Below are 13,890 nucleotides of genomic sequence, written 5' to 3' on the forward strand. Positions count from 1 at the left end.
CAAGTCCTCACGGAAACATGTATCATTACAAGAGCAGGTATTTTGGTTCCATGATTCATGCTTAAAAAGAGAAAAGAGGGAAAAAGATGCCAACGCCCAGCATGGAGGATTATTTGGAGCGCATCTACAAGCTGATTGACGAAAAGGGATATGCTCGTGTCTCGGACATTGCCGAAGGCTTGGAGGTTCATCCTTCATCGGTTACCAAAATGATTCAAAAACTGGATAAGGATGATTACCTCATTTATGAGAAATACCGTGGACTTGTCCTGACCAGTAAAGGGAAAAAGATGGGTAAACGTTTGGTAGACCGCCATAAGCTGCTGGAAGAATTTTTGACGATGATCGGTGTATCCGATGAGCATATCTATACAGATGTGGAAGGGATCGAGCATCACCTGAGCTGGGATTCCATTACGCATATTGAAACGCTTGTAGAGTTTTTCCGGCGGGATGAGCAGCGTCTTCAAGACTTGCGAAATATTCACAATGAATTAGTGGGCGATTCGGTAAAATAGGCATCTGTCCCTTCCAAGAGACGGATGCCTCTTCGTTTTTGGAGAGGTAATACCCCATATGTAGGCATGACAGCCTGCCCGAAAAGGCTGCGGTGCATTATGCCTGCAAATCTATTATTACTTGGAGGATTCGTAGAATGAGGTTTTGGAAGTTTCACAAATGGATGATCCTGGCACTCGTGTTAGTATTGTTTTTACCTGTTACCAGTCGTTCTGTTCAAGCGGAAACTTCGAAGCAATCCATCAGCATCAGTCTCGATGGAGATAAGATCAGCAGTGATGTTGCCCCCTATATCATACCGAAGGTTTATGTCACGATGGTACCTCTTCGCGTTATTAGTGAAGGTTTGGGAGCATCGGTAGATTGGCAGCAGACCACGAAAACCGTTAAGATTAACCGCGATGGTTCATCCATGTCGCTGGTTAGCGGCAAGAAGACTGCATTGGTGAACGGCAACGATGTGGCTCTGGATGCATCCGTCCAGATCAAGAATGGCAGAATTATGGTGCCACTGCGTTTTGTTGGTGAAAATCTGGGGCTTCAGGTGATTTGGAATCAGTCGGCTCAGAGCATTGCGCTGCTATCGGGATCATACATACCTAACCTGCCGAATCCGGCAGAGCCTAGCCAACCCGATCCGGGTAAAGGAAACGGGCAGCAGACACAGGGACTGCATGGTGCGTGGATTTCCACCGTTTCGAACTTGGACTGGCCTTCAACGAAATCCTACGGAAAAGTAGATCAGCAGAAGCAGGAGTTCATCTCCCTGCTGGACAAGCTGCAGGCTATGGACATTAATGCCTTATTCGTACAGGTACGTCCAGCAGGCGATGCGTTCTATCCTTCGGATCTGGTGCCTTGGTCCAGGTATTTGACAGGCACACAAGGAAAAGACCCTGGTTATGATCCACTGGAGTTTATGATTGAGGAAGCTCATAAGCGTGGCATGCAGTTCCATGCATGGTTTAACCCATTCCGTGCGAGCATGGATACGGTGACAACGAAGCTGGCTGCCAATCATGTGGCTATCGAGCACCCGGACTGGATTGTGACGGCAAATAATCAGTTGATCATTAATCCGGGAATTCCGGAAGCGCGCCAGCATATCATTGATACCGTTATGGAAGTTGTGAACAAATACAACATTGACGGCGTTCACCTGGATGATTACTTCTACCCTTCAGGAGGAACATTTAACGATAGCAGTACGTACAAAACTTATAATACCAGCGGACTTTCCCAAGCGGATTGGCGCAGAGATAATGTAAACCAGTTTGTTCAGCAGCTTGGTCAATCGATACATGCTTCCAAGCCTTCGGTTGAATTCGGCATCAGTCCGTTTGGCGTGTGGCGTAATAAAGCGACAGACATAACGGGCTCAGATACTAAAGCGGGCGTCACAGCGTATGATTCGATGTATGCGGATGTGAGAACTTGGATTCAGAATAAATGGATCGATTATGTTGCTCCTCAAATTTATTGGAGCATGTCATTCAAAATTGCACAATATGACAAGCTGGTCGATTGGTGGGCTGGTGAAGTAGCAGGCACGGGTGTGGATCTGTATATCGGTCAGGCGCCTTATAAGCTCGGCACAACAGAAGCTGGCTGGCAGAGCTCGCAGGAGATTATCAATCAGCTGAAATATAATGAAAAATATGCGGATATTAAAGGAAGCATTTTCTTCAGAGCCACACATCTGATTAACAATCCGCTCGGACTTATTCCGGCACTTACCGCATTTTATCAGCAATAAATACGAATATCATGAGTCATTAATCGACTCCCGTTCTCATACATTATTTTGAATAGTTGAGGACGGGGGTTTTTTGTATGCTCATCAATGCGGTTTTTGAGGGCGGCGGCGTTAAGGGGATTTCGCTGGCAGGAGCGGTTAAATCGGCGGAAGCAGCGGGTGTTGTATTTAACAAAGTGGCAGGAACCTCTTCAGGATCTATCGTTGCTGCGCTGCTTGCAGCGGGATTTTCGGCGGATGAAATGAGCGAAATTGTCAGAACAACGCCTTTTACTTCTTTTCTTCACCGCGCCCCCATTTTCAATACGAAAATCATTGGCCCGGCGGTACGTCTTATTATTAAAAAAGGTCTTTATTCGGGAGAAGCACTGGAATATTGGATTCACAATATATTGAAAAAAAAGGGGATTCGTACGTTTTCGGATATTCCTGCAGGAAAGCTGATGATTATTGCTTCAGACATTACCAATGGGAAGATTCTTGTGCTCCCGGAAGACTTGATCAAACTGGGTCTTAATCCGGCTTATTTTGAGGTATCCAAGGCCATCCGGATGAGCACGAGCATTCCCTATTTTTTTGATCCGGTGATATTAAGATTATCCGGTGAAGCGGCCAGAGGCAAAGCCTTCGCAGATCAGTTTGTGTATGTGGTGGATGGAGGGCTACTCAGCAACTTCCCTTTATGGCTGTTCGATGATACAACGCTGGAGGCTCCCGGGCAGACCACTGTACAGACTATTGGATTTCAAATGGTGGGTCGCAGTTCCAACAGTCCCCATATGATCCGCGGGCCGATCAGCATGCTGCAGGCGATGTTTGAAACGATGCTTTCCGCCCATGATGAGCGATATATTGAGCAGGTAAACCGGTTCAGAACCATTAAAATTCCTACGCTGGGCGTCGGAACAACAGAGTTTCATATTTCACCGGAAAAAAGCATGGAGCTATTCGAGTCGGGAGTTCAGGCGGGGAACAAGTTTTTTGCGAGATATAAGGGCTGAATATAAAGAAGGCGTTCGACTCTTCCGCGAGGGAAGGGTGAACGCCTTTTTCAATGTGTTCTGTTCAATGATATTTTGGCTGATCATCGTTCTTTCCTTTGGAGCCTTCGATGACCTGAAAAGGATAATGCTTCCGTTTCCCAGCTGTATGCGTCTTCTTGGCAGCGGCCACCTTTTCCATTGTTCGGGCGGATGGCTTGACCTTTGGCGTTGTTCTCGATTTACTGCGTCCGGGCTGGTATTTATAAAGCAGGAATATCACGCCGAATACCAGAACGGGTATGAGGAGGGTTCTAATTAGTTGCAGTGGATCGGCCAACAACAATTTTGCGAAACCAAGCACGGCCAGCACGACTGCAACCCCAAAGATTAGAGCATGCCTTTTCATGTTATCCTCATCCTTTCAGGGGATCCAAGACTCCAGTTCTTACAGGCTGGTTTGCTGCAGGTGCATTTTCCATTTGAGCATCAAGCTCAAGCATACGTTTAAAGGAGGCGATTGAAACTTCCACCTGATCGTCTTTAGGCTCCTTGGTGGTCAACAGCTGCAGCCACAGTCCGGGATAGCCAAGATAGCGGAGGACAGGAACCTCTCTGAGCGAGTTGGTTAACTTCAGAAATTCAAAAGAAATGGCGATGACTACAGGGAGCAGTATAATCCGCTGCAAAACCCGCTGCGTCATGTTATCCCACGGAACCAGGGAATAAATGAGTACCCCCAGCACAATCGTCAGCATCATGAAGCTGCTGCCGCAGCGGTAATGGAGACGGCTGTGTTTTTGGACATTTTGAACGGTCAGCTCGTCACCCGCTTCATAGGTGCTGATCACCTTATGCTCCGCGCCGTGATATTGAAATAGACGTTTAACAACGGGTGTCTGGGATATTCCCCATAGATAGACGAGAAGCAGCAGAAGCTTGATGACTCCTTCAATCAAGTTATGCAGAATGTAGTTGTCAAACAGCTTGCCGAAAAAAATATTTTCCAAAAAAACGGGCAGCAGCGTTAGTACCAGCTTGCCGACCACGAAGGAAAGGACGCCCACGGCGGCAACGCCGATAATCATGCTAAGGCTCCATTTGGATTCATCCTTCTCTTTTAGCTTAGCGCGCTCTTCAGGCTCAAGCGTATCATCTGCATAAGCATCGGCGGAATAGTTCAAATGCTTCGTTCCCTTGGCGCTCGAATCTATAATACTGACAATGCCCCGCAGTAACGGAACCTTACGCAACTTGCGCATCCAATTCTTATCCTGCTTCGGCACTTCCAAAAATGTGATTTCCTGATTCTTCCGACGTACGGCTGTCACATTGACATATTTGCCGCCAAACATAACGCCTTCAATGACAGCTTGGCCGCCGTAGCTGACAGTTTTTGATTCTTGCGACAACCAGTTCACCTTCCCTGAGAAATTAATGTGTTCAGGATTTAGCATATCCTGTATCGGTTACTCGGCTTTCATTGCATGAGAGCCAGAGCTTGATTAATACTATTGTATCTAATTTCCGGCTTAATTTCTAGTTGGTTTAGGCATGGATGAAATGTACATACTAAGGAAAACAAAAGGAGACTTGTGAAAATGACAACACAGGCCGCTGCTTATCGCCAAAAGTCAGAGGAAGGTCACACGAATCCGCTTGCATTTGCTCTCGAGCTCGGATTTTTTGCGGGACTAATCTGGGGAGCCATCCATTGGGTTTTCTATATGTTTCATTTTACGAAGGTGATACCGGGTTATCTCGGGGAATCTTTCTTCAAGCATACCTTTCTCAAAAGTGGCTCCGGACAAATCGTGGGCTGGCTGCTCTTTATCGTTCTCTCAGCGGTTGCATCCGTTATATATGTATTACTTTTCCGTAAATTGAAGGGGCCTTGGCCGGGAATGGTATATGGCTTGGTATGGTGGGTTATCATTTTCACAATCGCTGGCCCCCCGCTTCATATGATGAAGCCCCTAAAATATCTCGGATGGAACTCGATCATCAGCGAAATCTGCTTGTTTCTGCTCTGGGGATTGTTTATCGGGTACACCATTGCTTTTGAGTTTACGGATGAGCGGAAGCGGGAACCGAAGCAAGCCAAGGCCTGAGGCGCGCAAAAAAACTTCTCAAGTAGACATCCCCTATGTTAAAATAGCAGATGGTAATTTGACAATAAGGGTGGGAATACCATTTTGAGAACCATTTGGGTGATCAACGGACCGAACCTGAATCTGCTCGGACTTCGGGAGCCCGGTGTATACGGCTCTCAAAGCCTGCAAGCAATTGAGGAAGGCTTGCTTCAAAAGGCTGAAGCTTTGGGTGTGACGGTTACATTTTATCAATCCAATCATGAAGGTGACATTATCGACCGGATTCATGGCGCCCTTGGACATGCGGATGGTATCGTTCTGAATCCTGGTGCGCTTACTCACTACAGCTACGCTGTGCGTGACGCTATCAGTTCTGTCCGGATACCAACGGTTGAAGTTCATTTATCCAACATTCATGCGCGGGAAGAATTCCGTCATACTTCGGTCATTGCTCCTGTAGCGGTTGGACAAATCGCCGGATTTGGTGCTGTCAGTTATGAGCTTGGATTGATTGCCCTGCTTCGCCACTTGGAAAGTCAGGGACAATAGTTCGCTGCCTCTTCCGGATGAAGCTGTGAAGAGAGAGGAGACGATTAGTAGTGAGCAACCATCGTGTACTTAAACTGCGTGAAGCGATGCAGCAAAAAAATGTGGAGGCACTTTTTGTAACAAGCGCGATCAACCGCCGGTATCTGACCGGGTTTACAGGTTCTTCAGGTTATGTGCTGATTACATTGAATGACGCATATTTGTTGACTGACTTCCGCTATATGACCCAGGCGCCGCAGCAGGCGAAGGATTTCAAGGTTGTCGAGCATGCGCAGCGGGTTACGGATACAGTGAAGGAACTGCTGGCCTCTGCCAACATTGGCAAGGTTGCATTTGAACAGGATGATGTATCATACGCTGCGTACAGTGCTTACGCTGAACAGCTGAAGCCGGTCCAACTGGTTCCGGTTTCAGGTCTTGTGGAACAGCTGCGTATGATCAAAGATGCGGAAGAATTGAAAGTGATGCAGAGAGCTGCGGATCTTGCCGATGACACCTTCAAGCATATTCTTGGCTTTGTCAAAGCGGGAATGACGGAACGTGAAGTCGATCTGGAGATGGAATTCTACATGCGCCGTCACGGTGCGACTTGCTCCTCGTTTGATACGATTGTCGCCTCAGGAGAGCGCTCCGCAATGCCGCATGGCGTTGCCAGTGAACGCGTGATCGCAGGGAACGAGCTCATCACATTTGATTTCGGTGCGCTGCTGGACGGCTATTGCTCTGATTTGACCCGCACGATTGCAATCGGTGAGCCTGATCCGAAGCTGAAGGAAATCTACGACATTGTTCTGGAGGCCCAGCTTCATACCCTTGAGCATATTAAGCCAGGAATGACTGGCCGAGAAGCCGATGCTTTGGCCCGTGACATCATTATCAAATACGGATATGGCGATCAGTTTGGCCACAGTACGGGTCATGGCCTTGGTATGGAAGTGCATGAAAATCCACGCCTTTCCAAGCTGAGCGATGATATTCTGAAGCCAGGGATGGTTGTAACTGTAGAGCCTGGAATTTATCTTCCTGGGCTTGGAGGCGTGCGTATCGAAGATGATATCGTGATTACGGAGACGGGAATTACCGTCTTGACGCATTCATCGAAGGAATTTACCGTATTGCCGGTGTGATTAACGCAATATATATTTTATTTTGGGAGGCATTTTTGTGATTTCAGTAAACGACTTTAAAACAGGCTTGACGGTAGAAGTGGATGGCGATATCTTTACCGTTATTGATTTCCAACACGTAAAACCAGGTAAAGGTGCGGCTTTCGTACGCTCCAAACTGAAAAACCTGCGCAATGGCAACACTGTTGAGCGTACATTCCGCGCTGGTGAAACCATTGGCCGCGCAATTATCGAAAACCGCGGAGTTTCTTATCTTTATGCAAGCGGTCAAGAACATACATTTATGGATAACGAAACCTATGACCAGTTCACACTGGACAGCGAACAGCTGAAATGGGAGCTTAATTTCTTGAAAGAAAACATGAACGTGAACATTGTCAGCTATCAAGGAGAAATCCTGGGTATCAACCTGCCAACCAGCGTTGAGTTGAAAGTCGTTGAAACCGAGCCTGGAATTAAAGGCAACACAGCAACTGGCGCTACGAAAAGTGCAAAAGTTGAGACTGGCCTGAACGTTCAGGTACCACTCTTCATCAACGAAGACGACGTGCTTTTGATCGACACCCGCGAAGGCAAATACATTTCCCGCGCTTAGGATTTCCTCCGGAAAAACTGCGGTGAACTTTCGGATTCCCCTCATGAATTGGATGAGGGGAATTTTTTTGAATAAGAAGGAATAATACGTCGATAAATATTGAAAATGTAATCTGGCATCGTCGGAATTTATTGGATGTTTTTTTCTTACATAAGTAGGTAAAACCCTTGATATATATAGCCTCATCAGGAAAAAAAGCTACCTCTCCGATGGACTTTCGTATTATACTAATTTAAAGCGTAAAAATAGACATTTGGATAATGAGTGGGGAGTGAATCGAAGTTGTCACTGTACGTCATGAAATTCGGAGGCAGCTCTGTAGGTGATACGGAGCGTATGAAGCGCGTCGCCAGACGCATCGTTGAGAAGCAGGACGAAGGACATCAATGTGTTGTGGTTGTTTCCGCGATGGGAGATACCACGGACGATCTGATCGATCAGGCGAAGCTTCTGAATCCGGAGCCTCCGGCACGGGAAATGGATATGCTGATGACGACAGGAGAGCAGATTTCAATGTCTCTTTTGTCCATGGCCATCAACCAGTTGGGACGCAGCGCCGTTTCGCTGACCGGATGGCAGGCAGGATTCCGCACAGAACCTGTGCATGGCAAAGCCCGGATCACCAATATTTTACCTGAACGTGTTCTGTCTGCCCTGAAGGACAATCACATCATCATCATAGCTGGTTTTCAGGGAATGACTGAAGATGGGGAAATCACCACATTTGGCCGCGGGGGTTCGGATACGACAGCGGTTGCATTGGCAGCAGCTATCGAGGCTGATGTGTGCGAAATTTATACAGATGTGGATGGTATTTATTCGACCGATCCGCGTATCGTCAAATGCGCGCGCAAGCTGACGGAAATTTCCTATGATGAAATGCTGGAGCTCGCCAATCTGGGGGCAGCTGTCCTGCATCCGCGGGCAGTTGAATACGCCAAGCATCATAAGGTGCATCTGGTTGTCAGATCCAGCTTTAACTATAACGAGGGTACAGCGGTTAAGGAGGAAACAAGCGTGGAGCAGGGAGTAGTGGTAAGCGGTATCGCTTATGATAAAAATGTGGCAAGAATCAGTATTCTTGGCGTGGAGGATATTCCGGGCGTTCTGGCCCAGGTGTTTGGTACACTCGCTGAGGCTTCTATAAATGTTGATATTATCGTTCAAAGCGGCGTACAGGACGGCAAGGCGGACTTCTCCTTTACGACATCTTTGTCCGAGTGCGACCATGCGCTGGAGGTAATTCATGGCCTTAAGGCGAAGCTCCCGTACCGTGATGTTACTTCCGAACGCAACCTGGTGAAGGTTTCAATCGTTGGTGCCGGCATGATCAGTCATCCGGGTGTCGCCGCTCAAATGTTTGATGTGATTTCCAAGCAGGGCGTGAGCATTAAAATGGTCAGCACATCGGAGATTAAAACATCCTGTGTTATCGAGAATACTAATTTGGAGCAGGTAGTTAAAGCACTGCATACCGCTTATAACCTGGATACCGATGTACAGGTTTTTGTCGGAGGACCGCAGGATAGACGGTAATTTCTAATCTTTTGAAAATGATATGGGAAAAGGCCTGAAGCGAATGCTCCAGGCCTTTTTGTGTTTTTTGGACTTCATGCTAACTCCCAGCGCTAAAGAATGTGGACAACTAATAGAGCGGTGTCAAAATGAGATCATTTTTGACGATGGGCACCACTGGCACGGTATCAACACCCGTGCAGTATTCCACATCATGTGCGAATCCAAGCTTGATAAGCTGTTTGGCGGAAGCCCCCTCCATAACCGTCTCATACAGCATATGACGGCTTTGCCGGTAGGCAAGCTTCATAGCCACTCCCAGATCGTTCAAACGCAATGGATGACCTAAATGGGATTCCATGGCATCAATAATCATCCCCGCACATAATCCGTCTTCCAGTGAGAATTCGTTTTTGCAGCCTGCACATAGCAGGATAACATCTCTTTCAAAAGCTGTGAGCGCGGATGCACAGGCTGTGCCGTTCATAAAGGAAGCGGCGAGGAGCCGCGACGCCCGCTGCGATTTCAGAAGACCACGAGTTCCGTTGGAAGTGGTCAAAACCACCAGCTTGCCTGCGATTTCCTCCGACATATAGTCGTGAGGGGAGTTGCCGGCCTGAAAACCCGGAATCTTCTTATAATAGCGTTCTCCGCCGACAAAGGTATGTTCGCTGCGTTTACTTTGGGCTTGGGGGACGGTTTCAACGGGAAGCAGGCCGCATGCACCCTTGGCAAGCGCCGTGATCATTGTACTCGTAGCACGCAATACATCTATCACAACGGCGCTTTTTTGTATAAAATCCTCTGTTCTAATATCGTCCACATTGGCAATCACGTCCACCCGCATGGAATAAATCCTCCTTAAGCCACTTATATGTGCTGATCTCTATCAGCGGTTTAAGCCCACAGAGATGTGTTATTTTAATGCTACTATATGCAGTCCGCGAGGAAATGTTCCAGGCAGTTTCTTGTAAAAGATATCTAAAAAGAGAGATTGGAGCATATCCATATAGAAGATGCATATTTTTGGGTAAGGAGGTTTTCTTTAATGGACAAGTTCGTAATCAGTATGGCCAGTCTACGTATGCTTTCGGGCGGCATTGAAATTGCTGCAGCCCTGTTAATGTTGCGGCTCGCTCAGGTCGATAAGGCGCTTGCTGTGAACTCTTTGCTGGCTATCGTAGGACCGACTGTACTTATCTTAACGACATCAATTGGTCTCATTGGTCTGGCTGACAAGCTATCCTGGGGAAAGATCGCATGGATCTTTGTCGGTGTATCCTGTCTCTTAATCGGAATTTTGAGAAAATGATAGATTCGGTCGTCATAAATTTGAAGTACAAGCATAAACATCAGGTATAAAAAACATCTACTAGATTATCAACCACATGGTTCAGACCTAATGAGAGGACAGCTCGGAGGTGGTCGTATTACGAATCTAAACTGGCTTGAACTGTTTCCGGATCGGATCAAGTCCATTCTGCTTCAGCTGCCTCGTGATCTTCTAGAGAGGCTGGAGGAAATACGCATCCGCGAAGGAAGACCGCTGGAAGTAAATGAATCAGGCGGACACCACTTCGTAACCGGACAAGGGATGCTCACCATGGAAGAGGAGAAAGCGTATAGGCCCGAGCGGGATGACAGCCGCAGATTTCTAGACCTGATCAGCAATCATTCCTTATATACCTTGGAAGAGGAACTGCGCAAAGGGTTCATCACCGTTCCTGGTGGACACCGTATTGGATTGTCCGGGAGAACTGTTTTGTCAGGTGGAAGAGTGGAACATATCAGGGACATCAGCGGATTCAATATTCGGATCGCCAGAGAAGTTCAAGGAGCAGCCAATGAAATCCTTCCTTATCTATACGATGACAAGGAAAGAAGAATGAAGCATACGCTTATTCTCTCCCCACCGCAGCACGGTAAAACAACACTATTGAGAGATCTTGCCCGGCAGATCAGCAGCGGAAGCTTAGGCTCCTCACCAGCCAGAAATTTGGGGAAGAAGGTTGGCATCATTGACGAGCGTTCTGAAATTGCCGGAAGCCTGCATGGTGTGCCGAGCTTTGATGTTGGGCCTCGGACTGATGTCATGGATGCATGTCCCAAAGCTGAAGGCATGATGATGATGATCCGTTCCATGTCACCAGATGTTCTGATCGTAGATGAGATCGGAAGGGAAGAGGATGCAGAGGCGGTAACCGAAGCTCTCCATGCAGGTATTTCCGTTATTGCATCAGCCCACGGCAGTGGACCTGAAGAGATCCTTAACCGACCGGCCATGCAGGGACTTATGGAAAACCAAATGTTTGAAATGTATGTCCTGTTGCATCGCGGGAATGGCAAAACAACATTCCGTTTGATGGATCGGCAAATGCGGGCGCTTCAGGTGGGAATGAAGGGGGAAGCTCGTCATGCTTAAGTTGATCGGGGCGGTGCTCATATTACTCTCCGGCACACTTGCAGGGTTTCACCAGGCAGCCCGTTTTGCGGCCAGACCCAAGCAGATTCGGGAGTTGATACTTGCGATGCAGAGACTTGAAACTGAAATATCGTATGGGTTTACGCCTCTCCCGGATGCATTCCGCAAGATGTCAGAGCAGCTGGGAGAGCCGCTGCGGAGCATTTTCAGGAGTGCAGCCATTCATATGGCCTCTGGAGGAATCACAGCCCAGGAAAGCATCCAACGTTCCCTGAATGAGAACTGGAAGCGTACCGCGATGAAAACGCCGGAGCGCGACATTCTCCATCAGCTCAGCTTCACGCTTGGGACAAGTGACAGGCAGGATCAAATCAAGCACATCGCCTTGGCCGCCCAGCAGCTAAAGCATGAGGAAGCTGTGGCAAGAGATGAGCAGGCAAAATACGAAAAAATCAGCAGAAGTCTCGGGCTATTGATTGGAGCATTGATCGTCATTTTGATCTTTTAGCGAGGTGCCAAGGAATGAACTTTGAAGTGAACGCAATTTTCCAGATTGCGGGAATCGGCATCATCATTGCGATGATTCACACGGTGCTCAAGCAAATGGGAAAAGAGGATATGGCTCATTGGGTGACGGTCATCGGCTTTGTCGTGGTGCTGTTCATGGTCGTCCGGCTGCTCGATAACCTGCTGCAGGAGATCAAAACCATTTTTCTGTTCCAGTAGGGGTTGCATATGGAAATTATACAGGTGGTAGGTCTTGGGCTCATAGCCACAATATTGATTATGGTCGTTAAAGAGCAGAAGCCGATGTTCGCTTTTCTGCTGGCCGCCGCAACGGGCGTACTGATCTTCATGTTCCTTATGGGCAAGATCAGTACTGTCATTTCCGAGCTGGAGCGGATGGCCAAGTCCTCCGGTGTCGAGATGATCTATCTGAAGACGATTCTCAAGATCATTGGCATTGCCTACATCGCTGAATTTGGCGCACAGGTAGTACGGGATGCCGGGCAGGAGAACATAGCCTCAAAAATCGAATTGGCCGGCAAAATTTTGATCATGGTGCTCGCGGTACCGATTATCGGCATCATTATAGAAACCGTGCTGAAATTGCTGCCTTCGTAGAAGAAAGTGGGAATACCCATGCTGGGACAACGACGGCTGGACAAACGGCATTTGATCATATTTCTGATTCTGTTTTTGCTGGTGGGTGCAACGCGGGTTTTCGCCGCTTCTCCAGCAGACCAGTGGGTCAAGCAGCAGGCGGAAGCCCTGCCGAAGGATCAAGTGGAATCCTACTGGGAGAACCTGATGAAAGATTATGGAGGGTTTTTTCCGGATCAGAAAGTGCCTTCCTTTATGGATATATTGCTGCCGGGTGGCGACAGCTTCAATGTCAAAAATGTCTTCTCGGCTCTAGGCTCCTTTATGTGGCATGAAGTGCTTTACAATGGGAAACTGCTCGTCACCATCGTGATACTGAGCATTATGAGCATGATTCTGGAGACGCTGCAATCGGCTTTCGAAAGAAAAACAGTCAGTAAAGTGGCTTACTCGCTTTGCTATATGGTGATCATCGTACTGGCTATTAACAGCTTCAACGTTGCCATCGGATATGCCAAGGAAGCGATCGACCGGATGATTGATTTTATGATGGCGATGGTGCCGCTCCTGTTCGCGCTTCTCGCATCGATGGGTAACGTGGTCACGGTCTCGGTAACACATCCACTCATTATCTTTATGATCAACACCGTCGGAACCCTGATCCATACGCTGATTTTTCCGCTGCTTTTCTTTTCGGCAGTGCTTCACCTGGTCAGCTCCATTTCCGATAAGTACAAGCTGACACAGATGGCCAACTTGCTCCGTAATATCAGCGTTGGATTTCTCGGAGTCCTGCTTACGATCTTTCTAGGAGTCATATCAGTCCAAGGTATCACGAGTTCTATTACAGACGGGGTTACCATCAGGGCGGCTAAATATGTGTCAGGAAGCTTTATACCGGTTGTGGGGAAAATGTTTGCCGATGCCACGGATACCGTAATCTCGGCTTCACTGCTTATCAAAAACTCCATCGGCCTTGTCGGGGTTATCATTATTCTCTTCCTGTGTGCTTTCCCAGCCATAAAAATTTTAGTCCTTGCCCTGATCTACAACATATCTGCCGCCATTATGCAGCCGTTGGGTGATTCGCCGATTACTACATGTCTTGAAACGATCGGCAAGAGCATGCTGTACGTTTTCGCAGCGCTGGCAGCGGTTGGTCTGATGTTCTTTCTGGCCATCACGATCATGCTCACAGCGGGTAATGTGACCGTCATGATGAGGTAAGGA

Annotated in this window: 17 protein-coding genes; 14 read left to right on the plus strand and 3 right to left on the minus strand. The window is 47.8% G+C overall.

Annotated elements, in window-relative coordinates; genetic code table 11:
- Nucleotides 1-86 precede the first annotated feature (86 nt).
- The 3 genes from mntR to KJS65_RS02530 all read left to right on the plus strand — a co-directional run bounded on the left by mntR (nt 87) and on the right by KJS65_RS02530 (nt 3,276).
- A complete protein-coding gene (mntR, locus tag KJS65_RS02520; protein ID WP_136606325.1) occupies nt 87-518 on the plus strand; it encodes a transcriptional regulator MntR in 432 nt (143 codons plus the stop codon).
- A gap of 137 nt (nt 519-655) precedes the next feature.
- Nucleotides 656-2,275, plus strand: coding sequence for a family 10 glycosylhydrolase (locus tag KJS65_RS02525; RefSeq protein ID WP_213648429.1), 1,620 nt, complete (start codon nt 656-658; stop codon nt 2,273-2,275).
- A gap of 77 nt (nt 2,276-2,352) precedes the next feature.
- A complete protein-coding gene (locus tag KJS65_RS02530; RefSeq protein WP_213648430.1) occupies nt 2,353-3,276 on the plus strand; it encodes a patatin-like phospholipase family protein in 924 nt (307 codons plus the stop codon).
- Between the two features lie 64 nt (nt 3,277-3,340).
- Here KJS65_RS02530 and KJS65_RS02535 read toward each other — a convergent pair whose 3' ends face one another.
- Nucleotides 3,341-3,664 carry a YihY/virulence factor BrkB family protein gene (locus KJS65_RS02535; protein ID WP_213648431.1) on the minus strand — a complete coding sequence of 108 codons (324 nt, stop codon included), beginning with the start codon at nt 3,662-3,664 and terminating at the stop codon, nt 3,341-3,343.
- A 7-nt stretch (nt 3,665-3,671) separates the two neighbouring features.
- Nucleotides 3,672-4,667, minus strand: coding sequence for a DUF1385 domain-containing protein (locus tag KJS65_RS02540; RefSeq protein WP_136606321.1), 996 nt, complete (start codon nt 4,665-4,667; stop codon nt 3,672-3,674).
- A gap of 189 nt (nt 4,668-4,856) precedes the next feature.
- On the opposite strand from KJS65_RS02540, the gene KJS65_RS02545 reads away from it, so the two are divergent.
- The 5 genes from KJS65_RS02545 (at nt 4,857) to KJS65_RS02565 (ending at nt 9,155) form a co-directional block, all read left to right on the plus strand.
- The gene (locus KJS65_RS02545) at nt 4,857-5,366 is read left to right on the plus strand and encodes a YqhR family membrane protein (protein ID WP_213648432.1); all 510 of its coding nucleotides are present in this window, start codon (nt 4,857-4,859) and stop codon (nt 5,364-5,366) included.
- A gap of 84 nt (nt 5,367-5,450) precedes the next feature.
- Nucleotides 5,451-5,897: a type II 3-dehydroquinate dehydratase gene (gene aroQ, locus KJS65_RS02550; RefSeq protein WP_136606319.1), complete on the plus strand. Its 447-nt coding sequence runs from the start codon at nt 5,451-5,453 to the stop codon at nt 5,895-5,897.
- A gap of 50 nt (nt 5,898-5,947) precedes the next feature.
- Nucleotides 5,948-7,024 (plus strand): M24 family metallopeptidase, encoded by a 1,077-nt coding sequence (locus KJS65_RS02555; protein ID WP_213648433.1) that lies wholly within the window; start codon nt 5,948-5,950, stop codon nt 7,022-7,024.
- A 37-nt stretch (nt 7,025-7,061) separates the two neighbouring features.
- Nucleotides 7,062-7,619 (plus strand): elongation factor P, encoded by a 558-nt coding sequence (gene efp / locus KJS65_RS02560; protein ID WP_213648434.1) that lies wholly within the window; start codon nt 7,062-7,064, stop codon nt 7,617-7,619.
- Between the two features lie 282 nt (nt 7,620-7,901).
- Complete coding sequence (locus tag KJS65_RS02565; RefSeq protein ID WP_213648435.1) at nt 7,902-9,155, plus strand: aspartate kinase; 1,254 nt, start codon at nt 7,902-7,904, stop codon at nt 9,153-9,155.
- Nucleotides 9,156-9,264: 109 nt separating this feature from the next.
- Here KJS65_RS02565 and KJS65_RS02570 read toward each other — a convergent pair whose 3' ends face one another.
- Nucleotides 9,265-9,981, minus strand: a complete 717-nt coding sequence (locus KJS65_RS02570; RefSeq protein WP_213648436.1) for a 2-phosphosulfolactate phosphatase — start codon at nt 9,979-9,981, stop codon at nt 9,265-9,267.
- 201 nt (nt 9,982-10,182) lie between these two features.
- Between KJS65_RS02570 and KJS65_RS02575 the strand changes: the two genes are divergently transcribed.
- From KJS65_RS02575 to spoIIIAE, 6 genes are all read left to right on the plus strand, one after another.
- Nucleotides 10,183-10,446: a YqhV family protein gene (locus KJS65_RS02575; RefSeq protein ID WP_213648437.1), complete on the plus strand. Its 264-nt coding sequence runs from the start codon at nt 10,183-10,185 to the stop codon at nt 10,444-10,446.
- A gap of 90 nt (nt 10,447-10,536) precedes the next feature.
- The gene (spoIIIAA, locus tag KJS65_RS02580) at nt 10,537-11,556 is read left to right on the plus strand and encodes a stage III sporulation protein AA (RefSeq protein WP_213648438.1); all 1,020 of its coding nucleotides are present in this window, start codon (nt 10,537-10,539) and stop codon (nt 11,554-11,556) included.
- Entirely contained in the window at nt 11,549-12,064 is a 516-nt protein-coding gene (spoIIIAB, locus tag KJS65_RS02585; RefSeq protein WP_213648439.1) for a stage III sporulation protein SpoIIIAB, read from the plus strand. The genes spoIIIAA and spoIIIAB overlap by 8 nt, the downstream gene beginning before the upstream one ends.
- 14 nt (nt 12,065-12,078) lie before the next feature.
- Nucleotides 12,079-12,282, plus strand: coding sequence for a stage III sporulation protein AC (gene spoIIIAC, locus KJS65_RS02590; RefSeq protein WP_076170008.1), 204 nt, complete (start codon nt 12,079-12,081; stop codon nt 12,280-12,282).
- 9 nt (nt 12,283-12,291) lie between these two features.
- Nucleotides 12,292-12,681, plus strand: a complete 390-nt coding sequence (spoIIIAD, locus tag KJS65_RS02595; protein ID WP_213648440.1) for a stage III sporulation protein AD — start codon at nt 12,292-12,294, stop codon at nt 12,679-12,681.
- 18 nt (nt 12,682-12,699) lie between these two features.
- Nucleotides 12,700-13,887 carry a stage III sporulation protein AE gene (spoIIIAE, locus tag KJS65_RS02600; protein WP_213648441.1) on the plus strand — a complete coding sequence of 396 codons (1,188 nt, stop codon included), beginning with the start codon at nt 12,700-12,702 and terminating at the stop codon, nt 13,885-13,887.
- Nucleotides 13,888-13,890: the final 3 nt, after the last annotated feature.

The sequence above is a fragment of the Paenibacillus sp. J23TS9 genome, assembly GCF_018403225.1.
Classification (GTDB): domain Bacteria; phylum Bacillota; class Bacilli; order Paenibacillales; family Paenibacillaceae; genus Paenibacillus_AQ.

Bases quoted from the DNA above. Each gene is read 5' to 3' on its own strand.
- mntR (WP_136606325.1), top strand. From the start codon at position 87: ATGCCAACGCCCAGCATGGAGGATTATTTGGAGCGCATCTACAAGCTG.
- KJS65_RS02525 (WP_213648429.1), top strand. From the start codon at position 656: ATGAGGTTTTGGAAGTTTCACAAATGGATGATCCTGGCACTCGTGTTA.
- KJS65_RS02530 (WP_213648430.1), top strand. From the start codon at position 2,353: ATGCTCATCAATGCGGTTTTTGAGGGCGGCGGCGTTAAGGGGATTTCG.
- KJS65_RS02535 (WP_213648431.1), bottom strand. From the start codon at position 3,664: ATGAAAAGGCATGCTCTAATCTTTGGGGTTGCAGTCGTGCTGGCCGTG.
- KJS65_RS02545 (WP_213648432.1), top strand. From the start codon at position 4,857: ATGACAACACAGGCCGCTGCTTATCGCCAAAAGTCAGAGGAAGGTCAC.
- KJS65_RS02570 (WP_213648436.1), bottom strand. From the start codon at position 9,981: ATGCGGGTGGACGTGATTGCCAATGTGGACGATATTAGAACAGAGGAT.
- KJS65_RS02575 (WP_213648437.1), top strand. From the start codon at position 10,183: ATGGACAAGTTCGTAATCAGTATGGCCAGTCTACGTATGCTTTCGGGC.
- spoIIIAA (WP_213648438.1), top strand. From the start codon at position 10,537: ATGAGAGGACAGCTCGGAGGTGGTCGTATTACGAATCTAAACTGGCTT.
- spoIIIAB (WP_213648439.1), top strand. From the start codon at position 11,549: ATGCTTAAGTTGATCGGGGCGGTGCTCATATTACTCTCCGGCACACTT.
- spoIIIAC (WP_076170008.1), top strand. From the start codon at position 12,079: ATGAACTTTGAAGTGAACGCAATTTTCCAGATTGCGGGAATCGGCATC.
- spoIIIAD (WP_213648440.1), top strand. From the start codon at position 12,292: ATGGAAATTATACAGGTGGTAGGTCTTGGGCTCATAGCCACAATATTG.
- spoIIIAE (WP_213648441.1), top strand. From the start codon at position 12,700: ATGCTGGGACAACGACGGCTGGACAAACGGCATTTGATCATATTTCTG.